Source organism: Pseudoalteromonas fenneropenaei (genome assembly GCF_042643375.1).
Taxonomy (GTDB): domain Bacteria; phylum Pseudomonadota; class Gammaproteobacteria; order Enterobacterales; family Alteromonadaceae; genus Pseudoalteromonas; species Pseudoalteromonas fenneropenaei.
The window spans coordinates 181,487-197,889 of record NZ_JBHRSD010000014.1; the positions used below are offsets into that span (position 1 = coordinate 181,487).

At 45.8% G+C, this 16,403-nt stretch carries 12 protein-coding genes; 3 read left to right on the forward strand and 9 right to left on the reverse strand.

Annotation, left to right across the window (positions count from 1 at the left end; genetic code table 11):
- Positions 1-6: 6 nt before the first annotated feature.
- From sbnB to ACFOEE_RS09010, 6 genes are all read right to left on the reverse strand, one after another.
- A complete protein-coding gene (gene sbnB, locus ACFOEE_RS08985; RefSeq protein WP_377123367.1) occupies positions 7-1,020 on the reverse strand; it encodes a 2,3-diaminopropionate biosynthesis protein SbnB in 1,014 nt (337 codons plus the stop codon).
- A gap of 34 nt (positions 1,021-1,054) precedes the next feature.
- On the reverse strand, positions 1,055-2,065 hold the full coding sequence (gene sbnA, locus ACFOEE_RS08990; RefSeq protein ID WP_377123369.1) for a 2,3-diaminopropionate biosynthesis protein SbnA: 1,011 nt from the start codon (positions 2,063-2,065) through the stop codon (positions 1,055-1,057).
- 364 nt (positions 2,066-2,429) lie between these two features.
- Positions 2,430-4,601 carry a M3 family metallopeptidase gene (locus tag ACFOEE_RS08995; RefSeq protein WP_377123371.1) on the reverse strand — a complete coding sequence of 724 codons (2,172 nt, stop codon included), beginning with the start codon at positions 4,599-4,601 and terminating at the stop codon, positions 2,430-2,432.
- Positions 4,602-5,841: 1,240 nt separating this feature from the next.
- Positions 5,842-6,279, reverse strand: a complete 438-nt coding sequence (locus ACFOEE_RS09000) for a GNAT family N-acetyltransferase (protein ID WP_377123373.1) — start codon at positions 6,277-6,279, stop codon at positions 5,842-5,844.
- 112 nt (positions 6,280-6,391) lie between these two features.
- Positions 6,392-8,617 (reverse strand): catalase/peroxidase HPI, encoded by a 2,226-nt coding sequence (katG, locus tag ACFOEE_RS09005; protein WP_377123375.1) that lies wholly within the window; start codon positions 8,615-8,617, stop codon positions 6,392-6,394.
- A gap of 294 nt (positions 8,618-8,911) precedes the next feature.
- Complete coding sequence (locus ACFOEE_RS09010; RefSeq protein WP_377123377.1) at positions 8,912-10,360, reverse strand: PQQ-dependent sugar dehydrogenase; 1,449 nt, start codon at positions 10,358-10,360, stop codon at positions 8,912-8,914.
- A gap of 92 nt (positions 10,361-10,452) precedes the next feature.
- Between ACFOEE_RS09010 and ACFOEE_RS09015 the strand changes: the two genes are divergently transcribed.
- Positions 10,453-12,519, forward strand: a complete 2,067-nt coding sequence (locus ACFOEE_RS09015; protein ID WP_377123379.1) for a TonB-dependent receptor — start codon at positions 10,453-10,455, stop codon at positions 12,517-12,519.
- 117 nt (positions 12,520-12,636) lie between these two features.
- On the opposite strand, the gene ACFOEE_RS09020 is transcribed toward ACFOEE_RS09015, so the two are convergent.
- Entirely contained in the window at positions 12,637-13,083 is a 447-nt protein-coding gene (locus ACFOEE_RS09020) for a GNAT family N-acetyltransferase (RefSeq protein WP_377123381.1), read from the reverse strand.
- Between the two features lie 206 nt (positions 13,084-13,289).
- The gene (locus tag ACFOEE_RS09025) at positions 13,290-14,129 is read right to left on the reverse strand and encodes a pirin family protein (protein ID WP_377123677.1); all 840 of its coding nucleotides are present in this window, start codon (positions 14,127-14,129) and stop codon (positions 13,290-13,292) included.
- Between the two features lie 192 nt (positions 14,130-14,321).
- Between ACFOEE_RS09025 and ACFOEE_RS09030 the strand changes: the two genes are divergently transcribed.
- Together ACFOEE_RS09030 and ACFOEE_RS09035 are read left to right on the forward strand one after the other, a co-directional pair.
- Positions 14,322-14,594 (forward strand): SelT/SelW/SelH family protein, encoded by a 273-nt coding sequence (locus ACFOEE_RS09030; RefSeq protein ID WP_377123383.1) that lies wholly within the window; start codon positions 14,322-14,324, stop codon positions 14,592-14,594.
- 26 nt (positions 14,595-14,620) lie between these two features.
- On the forward strand, positions 14,621-15,154 hold the full coding sequence (locus ACFOEE_RS09035; protein ID WP_377123385.1) for a DinB family protein: 534 nt from the start codon (positions 14,621-14,623) through the stop codon (positions 15,152-15,154).
- A 12-nt stretch (positions 15,155-15,166) separates the two neighbouring features.
- On the opposite strand, the gene ACFOEE_RS09040 is transcribed toward ACFOEE_RS09035, so the two are convergent.
- Positions 15,167-16,372: an HD-GYP domain-containing protein gene (locus ACFOEE_RS09040; protein ID WP_377123387.1), complete on the reverse strand. Its 1,206-nt coding sequence runs from the start codon at positions 16,370-16,372 to the stop codon at positions 15,167-15,169.
- Between the last annotated feature and the right edge of the window lie 31 nt (positions 16,373-16,403).

Consider the following 16,403-nt stretch of genomic DNA (forward strand, 5'->3'; position numbering starts at 1 on the left):
CCTTGCTTAAAACAGCGGTAAACGAGTACCAACTTGCTGCGCGAGCGCCGCTTGGTAGAACCAGCGTGCACACACTATGTCGTCAATCGCCATGCCCATTGGGTTGAGCAAAATAATTTCGTCATCATTATCGCGACCTTTAATTTCGCCGCTGACGATATCGCCCAGCTCGGCATGTAACTGCTCACGGCTGAACAAGCCTTCTTCAACTAACTGATTAATGACCTTTTTCTCGCGGTTTGATTGGTCCCAATCATCCACCACTACTTTATCGGCTTTGAGGAACACGTCTTTTTCAATGTCCATGATCGAAATATTAGAGACAAAACAGCCGCGTTTTAACCACGCAAACGGAATGTAAGGCGCATCGGACACAGTGCAGGTGACCAACACATCGGCTAAGCGCACCGCCGCTTCGGCACTGGCTTGAATGGTAAAATTGACATTTGGAAAACGTGGTGCAAATTGACTGATCAGCTTGTCAGCGGCAGCAGGGAACAAATCATATAAATGCACATGGGTGATTTGCGGGTATTGTTCTAACAAGGTTTGCACTTGAGTTTGCGCAATTGGGCCACAGCCAATAATACTGACTTCACGGAAATCGCTTTTTGCTAAGTAACGTGTAGCGATACCTGTAATGGCGGCGGTACGCATGGCGCTAATGAGACTGGCTTCAAGAATCGCAACTGGGTAGTTGGTCTCAGCGTCGTTAAGGATGATCACCGCACTGGCACGTGGCAGCTGATGTTTCGTGGGGTTGTGATGACGTGAGCCAATCCATTTGATCCCTGCAATTGGATTATCGCCGCCTAAATAACAAGGCATAGCAATAATGCGGTCGGCAATATGTGGTGCATCTGGCCAGCGTAAATAAGGTTTGAGCGGCTGAGTAAACTGGCGTTTGGCATGCAATTGCAAACCTTCTTCGATGGCACACATAAAGGCATTACTGTGATCGGCACCCAGTTGTTTGAGATCAGATTGGCTTAGGTAGCGAAGTTCAGCTGTGATAGTCATACATAGTCCTAAATTGGTTTTTTACTACAAAAGATCAGGCGATTTTCTCGATAAAAGGCGTGGTTTGCGCTTGTAAGCGTGCTTCATGGCGGGCTTTCACCATGTCCAGCCAAGCTTGGTCATAAACCAGATCTAAATAACGATCGCCGCGATCTGCGAAAAGGGTCAGCACTGTGCTGTGGGAGGGAATGCGTGGCAGAAGTTGTTCAATGGCGGCAATGGCTGAGCCACTGGAGCCACCGGCAAAAATACTTTCACTTTTAACTAGGCGATGGCAAGCCATGGCCGATTCGTAATCATCGACATAGATAACCTCATCGACTTCATCGGCGTTAAGCAGCTCAGGGACGCGGCTTGCGCCAATACCCGGTAATTCACGCGGTGCAGAGTGACCGCCAAATAACACCGAACCGACGATATCAACGGCAATCACTTTTAACTCCGGGTTGGCTTCTTTTAAACGGCGTGAAATACCCATTAAGGTGCCAGACGTTGACGCGCCAATCACCAAATAATCAATCTTGCCTGGCACTTGTTGCAGGATTTCTTCAGCTTCACCGTAATAGTGGCTGCGCCAATTGTCGGGGTTGGCATATTGGTTTATCCATACCGCGTTTGGCATTTTTGCCAGCATGGCGTTAACAGTGTTGATCCGCGTCAGCAAGTAGCCGTTGTTACAGTCCTTTTCTGTGACTTGGACGATTTCAGCGCCAAAAATCTCCAATAGCTTAAGGTTGGTTGGCGAGATCTTTGGGTCGACCACAGCAGTAAAACGTAGCCCTAATTGCAAGCAACTCATGGCCAGCGCAATGGCAAGATTGCCCGATGAGCTTTCAATAATATGGCTGTCGGCCTGAATACGACCAGTTTTAATGCCTTGCTCTAACATATAACGCGCTGGACGGTCTTTAACACTACCACCAGGATTGAGCATTTCTAACTTAGTTAACACTGTGTGTGGATAATCTGCAAAGAGACGTTCCAAACGGACGATTGGCGTATTGCCAATACAAGATAAAATACTGGAATGAATTGTGTCGAGCATCACTAAATGTCCTTTCCCGATTGAGTTCGAGAAGGAGTGTACACTTACGGCAAATGAGATCAATTATTATTTACATTATCAATAGAAAAATAATAACAATGTATTATTAACTTTATTTTTACACTCAAAGCCATCTAAGAGAAAGGTATGGCAGGTCGGATCTGTGACTTTATGGGTGATAAGTGTGTTTTTCCAAGTTCAATGTGAGGCATTTGAAATGGGTTTGAGCGTTAAAAGGGAGCGATTAAATTGCACAAATACTTAAGCGCTTGAAGAGCAAATTAGTGCGCGAAACGGCAAAAAATAAGGCCTGACGAGCAGGCCTAGTGGGGTTGTTTGATCTCAGCTCAGGTTTTAGCTGAGCTTATTTGGTTACCGGAAAGCCACGGTCACGCATTAACGCATCGACTTCGGCATCTCTGCCACGGAATAAACGATAAGCTTCTGCTGGGTCCATAGCATTACGCACGGAGAACAGATATTTCACTAGACGTGCTGAAACGTCTTTGTCGTAGAAACCACCCGGTGCGCTGGCAAATGCTTCTGCCGCATCAGAGGTTAGTACTTCTGCCCACAAATAGCCGTAGTAACCGGCAGAGTAGCCTTCACCAGAGAAAATATGACCAAAGTGAGTGCTACGGTGGCGCATCACCACTTCGCTTGGCATACCTAACTTGGTCAGCTGCTCTTTTTCAAACTGCTGTGGCTCAATCTTCGCAGGATCTGTGGTGTGGTATAGCAAATCCATAATCGCAGAGGCCATATACTCAGTGGTTGAGAAGCCTTGGTTAAAGGTCGCAGATGCTTTAATTTTCGCGACCAATTCTTTTGGCATTGGTTTGCCGGTTTCCTGATGCACTAGGAATTGGTCAATTACTTCGTCAGTTAATAGCCAGCGCTCTAACAGTTGCGATTGGAACTCTGTGTAATCACGTACGCCAGAGTGAGAAGTTGGGTATTTTACGTCTGCTGATAAGAAATGCAGCGCATGGCCAAATTCATGGAAGTAAGTTTCGGCATCAGACCATGAAATGAGCGTTGGCTTTCCTTCTGGCGCCTTAACAAAGTTTGAGTTGTTTGAACTCAATACGTTGGTCACACCATCGTATGTGGTGTGGCTACGGTAAGTGGTTGCCCACGCACCAGAGCGTTTGCCTTTACGGGCAAACGGGTCAAGATACCAAAGACCGATATGCTTGCCGGTGGTTTTATCTTTCACTTCCCATACGCGCACATCTTCGTGGAATACCGGTACTGAACCTTTCGCCACTTCGGTAAAGTCAAAATTAAACAAACGCCCAGCAACATAGAACATGGCCTCGCGCAAGTTGTCCAATTGCAGGTATTGCTTTACTTCGTTTGAATCTAGGTCGTACTTGTCTTTACGCACTTTTTCTGAGTAAAAGCGATAATCCCAAGGTTCAATCTTGATGTTCGCGCCTTCTTTGTCGGCAATGGCTTGCATGTCTGCCACTTCTTCTTTCACGCGGGCGATGGCTGCTGGCCACACTTTGTTCATCAGTGCCATGGCGTTTTCAGGGGTTTTTGCCATACGGTCTTCTAAACGCCACTGCGCGTAGTTTTCGTAACCAAGCAGTTGCACACGCTCATGACGTAGTTTTAAGATAGCCTTGATCACGGCATTGTTGTCGTGCTCATCACCATTGTTGCCACGCTCGTAGTAGTTTTTCCAAACTTGCTCGCGAAGCGCGCGCTCTGTTGAGTAGGTTAAAAACGGATCCATTGAAGAACGTGAGTTAGTAATGGCGTACTGGCCTTCTTTACCGCGTTCTTTAGCTGCTGCTGCGGCTGAGTCGATAAATGATTGAGGCAAACCAGATAGTTGTTCTTTAGTGAGGAACACTACGTAGTTTTCTTCATCCGCTAATACGTTGCTTGAGAATTTCGCGTGAAGAGTTGCAAGCTCTTGATTTATATCAGCATAACGCTTTTTGGCAGCATCATCTAAAGTTGCGCCATTGCGGGCAAAACCGTTGTAAACAATCCAGGTGATACGCTGTTCTTCAGGCGTTAGGGTTTTAAGTTCTTCGCTTTCATATACCGCTTTGACGCGTGCAAACAGCTTACTGTTTTGGGTGATTTTAGAATTGAACGCTGACAGTTTAGGTGCCATTTCGTTACGAATTTCACGAAACTCAGGGCTAGAAACATTTGAGCCCCAAATGCCATAGTAAGTAAAAACGCGATCTAAAGTTTTGCCCGCGCCTTCTAATGCCACAATGGTATTCGCGAAAGTAGGCTGCTCAGGGTTATTAGCAATGGCTTCTACTTCGGCGAGTTGCTCTGCCATAGCGGCTTCTAGCGCAGGTTTGAGCTGTGCAAGGTCCATTTTGTCAAACTGCGGCACGCCTTGGTATGGGCCTGAAAATGGCGCTAAGAGTGGGTTGTCAGTGGCTTTATCAACGATTTCAACTTTAGCAGTTGTGTTGGTATTGGTAGATTCTACGGGAGCTTGGCTACAGCCAAGTAAAGCGGTTGCAACCGCAACGCCGATCAATGTTAGTTTTAATTGCATGGGATTTCCCTGTTGTTATTCTCGCCCGCAGCGCAGGCCTAAAGTGCCAGTGTATTGTATCGTCCTAAAAGTGCAACGGCTTTGCGTTAGAGTGACTGCACGGAAAGTTAAAAGTAGCTGAGTAGGAACGGGTTAAGCTAAGTTAGTAAAAATTTGCTCTGGGGTTGAGGTTTTCTAATACTTTCCTAGCGATTCTAAAAATTCCATAAATTTCCTTAGGTTAGTGTAAACCCCCTTTACAAAGCAAAATTTTACTAAGTAGCGTGAGCCAGCCCTAAACAGTTGGTAAAAAAGTGATCTGTCACATGGCTTTTAATAAAACCATTATAAATCATAGTCATAAACCTTTTGTATTGAGTAATAATGGCTTTTAGCACTTGCCACTTATCACCGAAATTATTGACTGAAAGTCAGTGTTTGCAACGCTTGGCACTGGAGTTAAGCAACAGATCAAAATTTTACTAAGTAAATGGGACAAATTTGTATAAAGCGTGGGAAAACCATACTAAACGCAACTAAAGCTGGTAAAAATCTGATCTATCCACTCAAACTTAGGCAAATGCTAAGTGAGCTGCAGCCGTAACACCTCAGAGATCAGTTTTTTACTAACAGAGCTTAGGCTAGGCGCTTAGTTTAGTATGAAAAACAAGCTAAAGATCAAGCGTGTATGCAGCATGTGAGGCAAGAGCAAGTTCAGATCAAAATTTTACTAACTAAAAATACCACAAAATCCGAAAACGTTAGTAAAAAACTGATCTGTGAAGATAAATCAGCTGCTTAGACCTAAGTATTAAGGCATTACACAAAGGTTTTGTCGATTATGGACTGGAAAATAGCCCAAATTGTTTGGGCTTAGGCCATTACTTAGTAAAATATTGATCCAACCATTCAGACTTACTTAACTCGCTGTAGTCGCAAGGAATAACAGAATCTCTTGCTCGCTATGGCTTTTGCTGTTAACTGCGATCGAGAAGGTATTTCAAATAGGACTTTAATTAAATCAGTAAGTTGTGTTGCTTCTTATTCGGAGTAGAGATTTATACCCAGTCGTATGTAGCAATCTCTTAGCTACAGCAAGTCATCTAATTCATTTATGTTGGGCAATCCAAGTGGTTGACATGAGCACCACAATAACTTCCCAACGAGTACAAACAAGTCGCAAAAAGTTAGGGAATGTAAGCACTAAATCAATATTGGAGAGAAGTAGACATTCAGTCTGAAGATACCTGAGGGATAAAACTTAGGATGCGAGTCGCATCCTTAGAATCGGAAATGGCTTACCCATATCGTCAAGCGGTGAGCGATCATACACCTCAAACCCTTGTGCTTGGTAAAAACCAACGGCTTGTGGGTTTTGTTCATTGACGTCCACTAAGGTCACCGCTGCATGAGCCTTGGCGTAATTGAGCAGTTCTCGGCCAATACCTTTACCTCGATAAGCTGAGAGGACAAACAACATTTCTACTTTTTGTCCTGCAACGCCAATAAAACCAACTATTTGACTAAGGGCATTTTCAATGCACCATAAAGTGACATGAGGAAAAGCCTCGTTGATGATAATAGGCTTAAAATAAGCAATGTCTGCTTCAGAAATAAAATCATGGGTAGCGCGCACTGAATCTTCCCATACTGCGAGGAGCTCTTGATAGTCAGTAGAGTGCACGGAACGAACAACCATTTCTAATCCTTACAATGGGTTATGTTGTATCTATTATTAACACAATGGTAACGAAAAAAAAAGCCTGCCAGAGGATTGAGCAGGCAGGCTTGGTGTGTTGAAGCGTAGCGATTTACTTGTGATGTAAGTCGAAACGATCCAGTTGCATCACTTTGACCCAAGTTGATACAAAGTCATCAACAAACTTTTGTTTAGCGTCGTCTGCCGCGTAAACCTCGGCAATGGCGCGGAGCTCATTGTTTGAACCGAACACTAAGTCGACCGGCGTTGCAGTCCATTTCAGTTGACCTGTTTGACGGTCGTGGCCTTCATACAAGTTTTCTGCGTTCGCTGCCTTTGTCCACTTGGTTGACATATCAAGCAAATTGACGAAGAAGTCGTTGCTCAATTGACCTGGCTTGTCGGTAAATACGCCATGTTTTGTGCCTTGGAAGTTGGCATCAAGACTACGTAAACCACCCAGCAACACCGTCATTTCTGGTACAGTCAGGCCGAGCATATTGGCTTTATCGACTAACATGCCTGTTGGAGACATAAACGCATCGTCACTGTAATAGTTACGGAACGCATCGGCTTTAGGTTCTAGCACTGCAAACGAGTTTACGTCGGTTTGTGCTTGAGTCGCATCTGTACGGCCCGGTTTAAATTCAACCGCCACTTTAACACCCGCATCGGCTGCGGCTTTTTCAATTGCGACTGCGCCACCTAGTACAATTAAATCTGCGATAGACACCTGTTTTTTACCGGCTTTTTTGTTGAAATCAGCCTGAATGTCTCCGAGCTTAGCTAACACTTGTTTTACTTCACTTGGATTATTCACTTCCCAGCTGATTTGCGGCTCTAGGCGTAAACGTCCTCCATTGGCTCCGCCGCGCATGTCGGTAACACGATGGCTGGCTGCAGCTGCCCAAGCAGTTCTAACGAGTTCTTGCACGGTTAAACCTGACGCGGCAATTTTGTCTTTAAGTGCTTTTATATCTTTGCTTTCAATCACTTTGTAATCGGCAGCTGGGATAGGATCTTGCCAAGTAAACACATCCGCTGGCACTTCAGCGCCAACATAACGTGCACGTGGCCCCATGTCGCGGTGGGTGAGCTTAAACCAAGCTTTAGCAAAGGCGAGTTCAAACTCTTTCGGGTCGGCACGGAAGCGTTCAATCACTTTTTTGAACTCAGGGTCAAATTTAAGCGCCAAATCTGTGGTAAACATGATTGGGGCATGACGTTTACCCGGAATATGTGCATCTGGCACTAAGTTTGCCGCTGCTGGATTATCTGGGATCCACTGAATGGCGCCAGCTGGACTGCGTGTTTGTACCCAATTAAAATTCATCAGATTGTCTAAGTAGTTAGTAGACCACTGCGTTGGTGTTACCGTCCAAGCGCCCTCTAAACCACTGGTGGTGGCATCTGCACCGTGGCCTGTACCACATTTGTTTTTCCAACCAAAGCCTTGCTCTTCAAGGCCAGCGGCTGCAGGCTCTTTGCCTACGCAATCTTTAGGTTTTTTCGCGCCATGGGCTTTACCAAAGGTGTGGCCGCCTGCAATCAGTGCGACGATTTCTTCATCGTTCATCGCCATACGGCCAAACGACATACGAATATCATCAGCGGCGAGCAATGGATCTGGTTTGCCATGAGGGCCTTCTGGGTTCACATAAATTAAGCCCATTTCTACCGCGGCAAGTGGACCTTTAAGTTTGCCTTTACTATCGCGGCGCTCGTCAGTCAGAAACGCTGTTTCTGGACCCCAGTAGACTAAATCAGGTTCCCAGTCATCAGTGCGGCCGCCGGCAAAACCTAAGGTTTTGAAACCCATAGATTCAAGGGCTACGTTACCAGAGAGCACCATTAAGTCAGCCCAAGAAATGCTACGGCCGTATTTTTTCTTAACTGGCCATAGTAAACGACGTGCTTTATCTAAGTTGGCATTATCTGGCCAGCTGTTTAAAGGGTCAAAACGTTGTTGGCCGCCTGCTGCGCCCCCGCGACCATCGTGAATACGATAAACCCCGGCACTGTGCCATGCCATACGGATCATCAAAGGCCCATAATGACCCCAGTCCGCTGGCCACCAGGCTTGCGAATCCTTTAAAGTCGTTGCGATATCTTGTTTTACTTGCTGTAAATTGAGTTTGCTGAATTCACTGACGTAATCGAAATTGCTGCCGTACGGATTGGATTCTGCCGCATGTTGTCTTAGTGGGCTGAGGTTAAGTTGATCTGGCCACCAAAATTGGTTGGTTTTGGCTTCTAGTTGACTCGCTGCAATGCTCGCATTAGACATTGTCACCGCTACGGCAACCGCTGATAGTAAATGCCATGTTCTTTTTTTCATATGTTTTCTCCCGACCGAGTGTTTAACGATAATGTTTCTCAACTGCAATAACTTTAGTTCACATTTCGTTGACTGGATATTGATAAAAATGAATTGGCGTATTCGGAAAAATTGATAGCAATAACTGTCAAATGGTGAAGGCAAAGCGACGAGGGTAATTGAGGCTATGTCAGTAAACTTTGCAATTAGGCCATGATACGCTCGTGATGGCCGATGGGTGGATGGCCGATGGGTGGAAAACAGTGTTGAAAACACACCGTATTCATGTTGCAGATGTAATGGTCAAAGAATTATTTAAGGAGTGATTTTCGGCCGAATCGCATAAATTTTGCTGGTTTTAGTATCGCCATCGTTGATGGTAACGTAGATCTCGCCATTGGGGGCACTCACCACATCGCGAATACGGCCCAAGCCATTGAGTAGTACTTCGTCTTCAATCACCTTACCATTTTCAATACGCAGACGATGGAGTTGCATTTTGGCTAAACTGCCAACCAACAAATCGCCCTGCCAAGCTTTGAACAAGTCACCGGTGTAGAAATTAATGCCAGCAACTGCGATAGAAGGAGTCCAGTGCAAAATGGGTGATTGCATATCTGGTAATTCGGTATTGGGCGTGATTGGTGTGCCGTCATAGTTCATGCCAAAGGTCACGGTTGGCCAGCCGTAATTTGCGCCTTTTTTTACTAAGTTAAGTTCATCGCCACCGCGAGGGCCGTGTTCAGTAGACCAAATATTGCCAGTGGTTGGCTCTATGGTTAAACCCTGCGCATTGCGGTTGCCGTAAGTCCAAATCGTCTTTTGTGCGTTAGCTTGGTGATAAAATGGATTGTCTTTTGGAATCGTGCCATCTTTAAAAATGCGGTGAATTTTACCGTTTTGAGTGGTGATTAACTGTGCATCGTTTTGGTGACCTTCGTCGCCATTGGTGAAGTACAAAAAATCACCTTGGATCACGATGCGCGAACCAAAATGCCACCCTTGGTTCTTACGGTTGTGAGCGTCGGCTTCAAACAGAGTTTGTTGCTCTACCCAGTTACCGCCCCTGATTTTACCTCTGACTATCGAGGTAAAGGCGATTGCTTCACCTTTGGCGTTGATGCCTGCGGGCTTACTAAACGACAAGTATATCCAGCCTGTGTTGGCGTAGTCTGGATCTGGGTAAACATCGAGCAAGCCTCCTTGACGCTGATGCCACACCGTTGGCGTGCCCTTTATTAGGGTTTGCTCACCCGTTGGCGATAAATGCCAAAGCTCACCATGGCGAATAGTGTACAGCAACGAGCCATCTGGCAAAAAGTCCATAGCCCAGATGATCCCGTTATTTGAGGTTACTTCGCTAAGTTCTAAGGTATAGTGTTTGGTTGTGAGCGGCTTATCCAGCTTGCTAAGACTGTCATTGGTTTGTGTCGCGCGGTAAGCAGATTCACGAATATACACCACCAGTGTGCGGATCTGCTCTGGCGTTAGTGTTTTACCAAACGCAGGCATAGAGGTACCTGCTAACCCTTCCGTGATAGCACGTTGCAATGCACTGTCACTACCGTCGGTTGTCCATTGATTATCTAGTAAAGAGCTTGCCATGGCCCCTTTCAAAGACTGGCCATGGCAAGCTGCACAGGTTTGTTCAAATAGCTGCTCTACTTTTTCATTGGCCGCAAATTCATTGGCCGCAAAACTCTTTGTTGCCGCGCTTAACAGGATAAGATTTAAGGCAATTTTACTTGCTATTGGCTTCATCATTTTTTTGCTGATTGAGAAATAGATAAGATGTGATTGAGTATAATCAGCAACTAGTAAAGTAATGAGAGTAGATTCGATAAAAAGGGGATTCTGTGCGAAATTCGGTAGGTAGTGTATTGTTTTCACTGATCATTGTTCCTGTAATTGCGGCAGAGCAAGACGCTGCTTTGCAACCAATAGAAAAAATTGTGACAACAGCCAATCGCGTAGAAGCAGCGCATTTAGACTTGATAGGTAACACCACCGCGATTAATGCTTCGACGCTCAGCGAGATTAACGCGGAACATTTGAATCAAGTGCTTAGCTTTAGTGCTGGCACTTGGTTGAGCCGTGGTAACGGACAAGAATCGTTATTGGCGATTCGCTCCCCAGTATTGACGGGAGCTGGTTCTTGCGCTGAGTTTTTGATGCTTGAAGACGGCTTGCCACTACGTGCCAATGGTTTTTGTAACGTCAATCAACTGTTTGACAGTCATTTCGAATCGACACAGCGCATTGAAGTGGTAAAGGGGGCTAATTCGGCAAGATATGGCTCAAATGCGATACATGGCGCGGTCAATATTGTCTCAAAATCCTTAGATACCGAGCGAGGTTGGTATCTTGAAGCAGGTAGTTATGGCTATAAACGCTTACATACTGATTTACCCTTTATGCAGGGCAGTAATGCAGGACTTGTCAGCCTCACCTTAAGCGATGACGATGGTTTTCAAGAGAGTTCAGGATATCAACAGCAAAAACTTTCGTTTGCTTTTGAACATGAATTTGCACAATGGCAGCTCACTCACCGAGCACATTTCAGCAATTTGGCGCAACAAACCGCAGGGTACTTACAGCAAGGTGAAGCGGCCTACAAAGACAAAAGTCTGCTAAAAATTAATGACTTTCCTGACGCTTATCGTGACAGCTGGGCATTTCGTTATGCGCTTTTCGCAACCCAGCAAACGCATGATGGTGTTTGGCAAATTACACCATACCTGCGTGCTAACGATATGGAGTTTCTCATGCACTTCTTGCCAGGCACCCCGATAGAAAAAAACGAACATCAAAGCCTTGGTGTAAACGTGCTGCGAACGCTTAAGCTCTCAGATGGGTTGTCTCTACGGGCGGGAATAGACAGCGAATGGACAACAGGTGCGTTGTTGCAGTACCAAGTATCTGCGACTGAGTCGGATTCCGCGTTTTTGCGTGCGGTGTTGCCAACGGGGCGTCACTATGATTATGACGTTAACGCAAACACCATCGCTGGGTATCTTAACCTTGACTATCAGTTAAGTGATGACCTCAGCAGCTTTGTTGCACTTCGTTTCGATACTGTGCAATACGATTATCAAAACAACATGTTAGCGGGCAATAGTAAAGAGGATGGTAGCGCCTGTGGATTGGGTGGTTGCCGCTACAGTCGACCAAGTGATACTCAAGATAGATTCTCAAATTGGAGCTTTTCTGCCGGTTTGAGTTATGCGCTCAATGCGCAGCAACGCATTTTTGCAAAAGTGGATGACGCATTTCGTGCGCCACACACCGGCGAACTTTATCGCTTGCAAAATGGCCAAACAAATAGCGACATAGACAGTGTAAACGCCAAGCAAGTGGAAGTTGGCCATCGTTTTGCTAACGGACGTTGGTTTAGCGAAATCGTACTGTATCAACTTAACAAATACGATGGGATTTATCAAAATACAGAACGGCGCTACGTCAATGGTTTTGAAACCAGTCACCGAGGGGTTGAGTGGGACTTGCAAGTGACTCTGACCGAAAGTCTAAACGCGTCGTTTAACGCCACATATGCAAAACATACCTTTGAGAATGACGGTACACAAAGTACCGCCGTGACGGGGAATGACTTAAACACCGCACCAAGGCTGATGATGAATAGCCAATTGAGCTGGAAAGTGGTGGATGATGTTACCATGAGTTTACATGCGCAGCGGCTCAGTAAGTACTATTTAAATAATGAAAATACTGAGCAATATGCAGGCCACACCCTAGTTAACCTACGCAGCAGTTGGCGTATTGATCCGCAACTGACATTACGCTTAAACCTTCTGAATCTGTTTGATGAAAGGTACGCCGAACGCGCGGATTATGCATTTGGCAATCACAGATACTTTGTTGGTAAACCACGCACTGCGAGCATCATAGTCGATTATAGGTTTTAAAACTGGGATTAGTTTGCGTATTTGAGCATGAAATACGCAAACCCATTTCTAAATGTCGATAGGTGTTGCTGCACCGTAAAAATACGAGTTTATTGGTACATAACTTTGAGGCGTAGCTTAGGCCAAGGCAATTTCAGCTAACATATCTTCGTTATCTTCATCCATCCCGACTTCAACAAAACCAAATTGGCTATAAAAGTCTTTGGCGACGGGGTTGCTTGGGTTATAGCAGATTTCAATATTTGTCAGGCCGGGAGTCGATTTGATCTCATCTAAGGCCAACGACAAGGCTTGACGGCCAATGCCTTGCTGTTGAAAGGCGCTATCTATCATAAAACGCCAAATGGAAACTCGGGTATCAGATCCTTGTACCCACATCAGAAAGCCCACAGGCGTGTCGTCTTGATAAATTGCTCTACAGGTATGACCTTGATTGTAGAAGGCTTCAACTAACGACCACATATTGCAAGCAACATAGTCTTGTTGCAAAGGACAGACGTCTAAATCGCAGACGGCTGCATAGTTGGCTTGAGTGATAGGCTGCAAACTGATTAAGTTTGACATAATAACATCCTTGAAATGAGATATTCATGTGTACCTATATGGGGTGTTTTTGTTGATTAGCCAAGCCTTGACTGAGACGCTCGCGAGTTGCAAATTGAGAGGGAAATCTTGAACGTTCGAAATTAGGCACAGCCGTGTTGCCATGCCTAGGAGAGATCACTTTAAACTCGATCAGTTAATCTGTTTGCGCTGTCGTTTTAGGTACATTAAACAATATCGCCAAACCGCCCCGCATGATAGTCTCGCACCGCTTGTTGCAACTCTTCTTGAGTATTCATCACAAATGGTCCCATATGCGCAATTTTCTCGCCAATGGGCTGCCCTGCCAGCACCAGAACGCCTGCACCTTGCGAACCTGCGATAAGGCTAAGCGGTGCTTTGGGTTCAACATCAAGTAAATATAGCTCACCATACTCAGGCTCAGATAACTTGCCCGTATGGATATACACCAAGACTTTTTGGTGTTGGCTGACATCTAATGTGGCGCTACTGTTGGCAGGCAATATCACATCTGCAATGGCGCCGTTGCCAGCTAGCCCTTGCAGCGCAGAGCTCACAGAGTGGCCGTCAATCAGCCAGTCACCCGCTAAAGCACGCAAAGTCACTTGTGCATCGGTGGTGATGGTTGCCACGCCAGTTTGACTGCTATCTTGATAGCGCGGCGGGCGCATTTTGTCTTTGGCGGGCATGTTTAGCCAAATTTGAAACCCATGCATGCCGTCAACGGCGTCAGCCAGTGGCATTTCGGAATGGATCACACCACGGCCAGTGCTCATCCATTGCACATCACCACTGCGAATGGCTTTAACATTACCCATTTGGTCGCGGTGCTCAAACCCGCCTTTACGTATGTAGGTAAAGGTTTCAATACCACGGTGTGGATGAGCCGGAAAGCCAGCCATGAAATCTTGGCTGTCATCGGATTTTAGCTCATCTATCATCAAGTACGGGTCGAGGCTTTTGCCATCAAAACCAGCAATACGGCTAATATTTACCCCTGCGCCATCGCGGGTTGCTTGTGCTTTTTGAATTCTTAAAACTTTTATCATGGGCCCCACATATTTGCCACTGTATAGCACAATAGTAACATTCTCTAGGCATAGCGAAAATTTCAAACTTTAATTCGTTATATTCGCTTTAGCAGAATGAACTGAGTGACCTCAAATGACCGTTTTTGCAGTAACGACTTATGCGAACGCGACGTATAATAAGCAAAAGCCATGTAAACGAGTTAAAACATGAAACCAAAAATTACTATTCATTATTGTGTGTTGTGCCAGTGGTTGTTGCGGGCGGGTTGGCTGGCGCAAGAGCTGCTTTCCACATTTAGTGATGACCTAGCAGAAGTGGCGATTGCGCCGGCTTCTAAAGGGGTGTTTAAGATTTTTTATAACGACACGCAAATTTGGTGTCGTGAGGCCGATGGCGGTTTTCCTGAGGCAAAAGTTCTTAAACGTCGAGTACGAGATTTGCTCGACCCAGAGCGGAATTTAGGTCACATTGATAAGTGAACACATAAAACTTAAAGGAACTTGTCATGTCTGCAACGGCTCATATCCGCCTAATGGCGCAATATAATCAATGGATGAACGACAAGCTTTATGCTGCGTGTGGGCAATTAGACGAGGGACAACTAGCGCAGCCTTGTAATGCGTTTTTTGATTCGATATTGGCGACTTTAAATCACATAATGGTAGCGGATCTGATTTGGTTACGTCGTTATGGCGGGTTGCCAGCCGCTCATGAGTTACAAACAGCACTGCGTGAATATCCAATTCCTAATGCGCTCAATGCGATTTTATATGCGGACTTTAGTGCTTTAACGGCAGCACGAATGCAACTCGATGGGCTTATCTGCGCGTGGATAAATGAGCTTACTGATGCCCATCTTGCGCAAGTGTTGGATTACCGCAATAGCCAAGATCAGGCTCACAGTAAGCGTTTTGGTGATTTACTCAGCCATTTTTTTAATCATCAAACCCATCATCGCGGGCAACTCAGCACTTTGTTGTGGCAACAAGGTATTGATATTGGCGTGACGGATTTAGTGGCAATGATCCCCGATAGTTAAGCAAAGCAAGCCTTACGGGTTTTCAAGTGCGGTGGCAGAAATCGCTGCAAACTTGGCCTCAACACGTAAAAAGCACTCCACTAGGTTTGGGTCAAAGTGCTTGCCTTTTCCTTCTACAATTAAGGTTTTTGCTTCCTCGTGGCTAAATGGACGTTTATAGCAGCGTGGGGTGGTCAGCGCATCATAGACATCCACTAGTGCGACTATGCGCGCACTCAAGGGAATGGCTTCACCCCTTAAACCCAGCGGATAACCTGAGCCGTCCCATTTTTCATGGTGGCCTGCGGCAATATCGCGACCCATCGCTAGAAAGCCGCAATTAGGCGCGTATTGCATCAAGCTTTCTAGAACATGGCCGCCAATCACCGGGTGTGCTTTGATTTGCTCAAACTCTTCACTGCTCAACCTACCGGGTTTAAGCAAAATTGCATCGGCGACGCCGACTTTGCCGATATCGTGCAAAATCGCTGAGAGACTGATGTTGGCGATAAATTGCTCATTTAATTCAGCTGGCGCGTCGCTGTCCTGCTGCCGAGTGCAAGCTAGCAGTTCGGCATATTGGCGCATTCTTAGTAAGTGTGCGCCAGTTTCGTTGTCACGGTATTCGGCAAGTTTTGCCAGCCCATATACGGTGGCTTGGCGTGATGCCAAAGACGAGGCCAGTGAAGCGATTAAACGGCGCGTTAAATAGCCGATAGAGAGCGTGACCATGGCATTGGTGGCGATAAAATTGACCGCTAACACCCACCAGATGGTGGTATTGAAGATGGCTAAGTTTTCCCAGTGTAAAAGCCCTAAGTGATAGCAAATACCAATTAAGATTAAGCTGAATGTTTGTAGCCCAAGCGCATAAAAGCTGGCGCGCTGGCCAAGTAAAATCGCCACCAAAGGGGTAAAGGCGAATAACCACATAAAGCCTGCGCCAGCGGGCCCAACAGTCCAAATAAATGCGATGCCAATAACGTAAGCGAGCATACAGCCAAGGCCGTAGCGCAGTTTATCGGGGAGATTAGGCAAATAGAGGATAGCAACCAACACCGCATAGCTAATGGTGTCGAGCACTATCATGGCGTAAAGGCCAAGCTGCCAACACAGATAAATACTCGTGAAATAAACCGGAATACAAATAAGCGCCAAAATGCCAAATAAACGTTTAAAAATAAGCTTTCGCCACAGCGGCAATGCATCGTCGAGCGGAGCTTGAACAGCATCAGTCATGAACAACTATCCCTGAAAATTAGCGCGGTAT

Excerpts from the sequence above, each read along its gene's own strand:
- sbnB (WP_377123367.1), bottom strand. The coding sequence starts at position 1,020 with ATGACTATCACAGCTGAACTTCGCTACCTAAGCCAATCTGATCTCAAA.
- sbnA (WP_377123369.1), bottom strand. The coding sequence starts at position 2,065 with ATGCTCGACACAATTCATTCCAGTATTTTATCTTGTATTGGCAATACG.
- ACFOEE_RS08995 (WP_377123371.1), bottom strand. The coding sequence starts at position 4,601 with ATGCAATTAAAACTAACATTGATCGGCGTTGCGGTTGCAACCGCTTTA.
- ACFOEE_RS09000 (WP_377123373.1), bottom strand. The coding sequence starts at position 6,279 with ATGGTTGTTCGTTCCGTGCACTCTACTGACTATCAAGAGCTCCTCGCA.
- katG (WP_377123375.1), bottom strand. The coding sequence starts at position 8,617 with ATGAAAAAAAGAACATGGCATTTACTATCAGCGGTTGCCGTAGCGGTG.
- ACFOEE_RS09010 (WP_377123377.1), bottom strand. The coding sequence starts at position 10,360 with ATGATGAAGCCAATAGCAAGTAAAATTGCCTTAAATCTTATCCTGTTA.
- ACFOEE_RS09020 (WP_377123381.1), bottom strand. The coding sequence starts at position 13,083 with ATGTCAAACTTAATCAGTTTGCAGCCTATCACTCAAGCCAACTATGCA.
- ACFOEE_RS09030 (WP_377123383.1), top strand. The coding sequence starts at position 14,322 with ATGAAACCAAAAATTACTATTCATTATTGTGTGTTGTGCCAGTGGTTG.
- ACFOEE_RS09035 (WP_377123385.1), top strand. The coding sequence starts at position 14,621 with ATGTCTGCAACGGCTCATATCCGCCTAATGGCGCAATATAATCAATGG.
- ACFOEE_RS09040 (WP_377123387.1), bottom strand. The coding sequence starts at position 16,372 with ATGACTGATGCTGTTCAAGCTCCGCTCGACGATGCATTGCCGCTGTGG.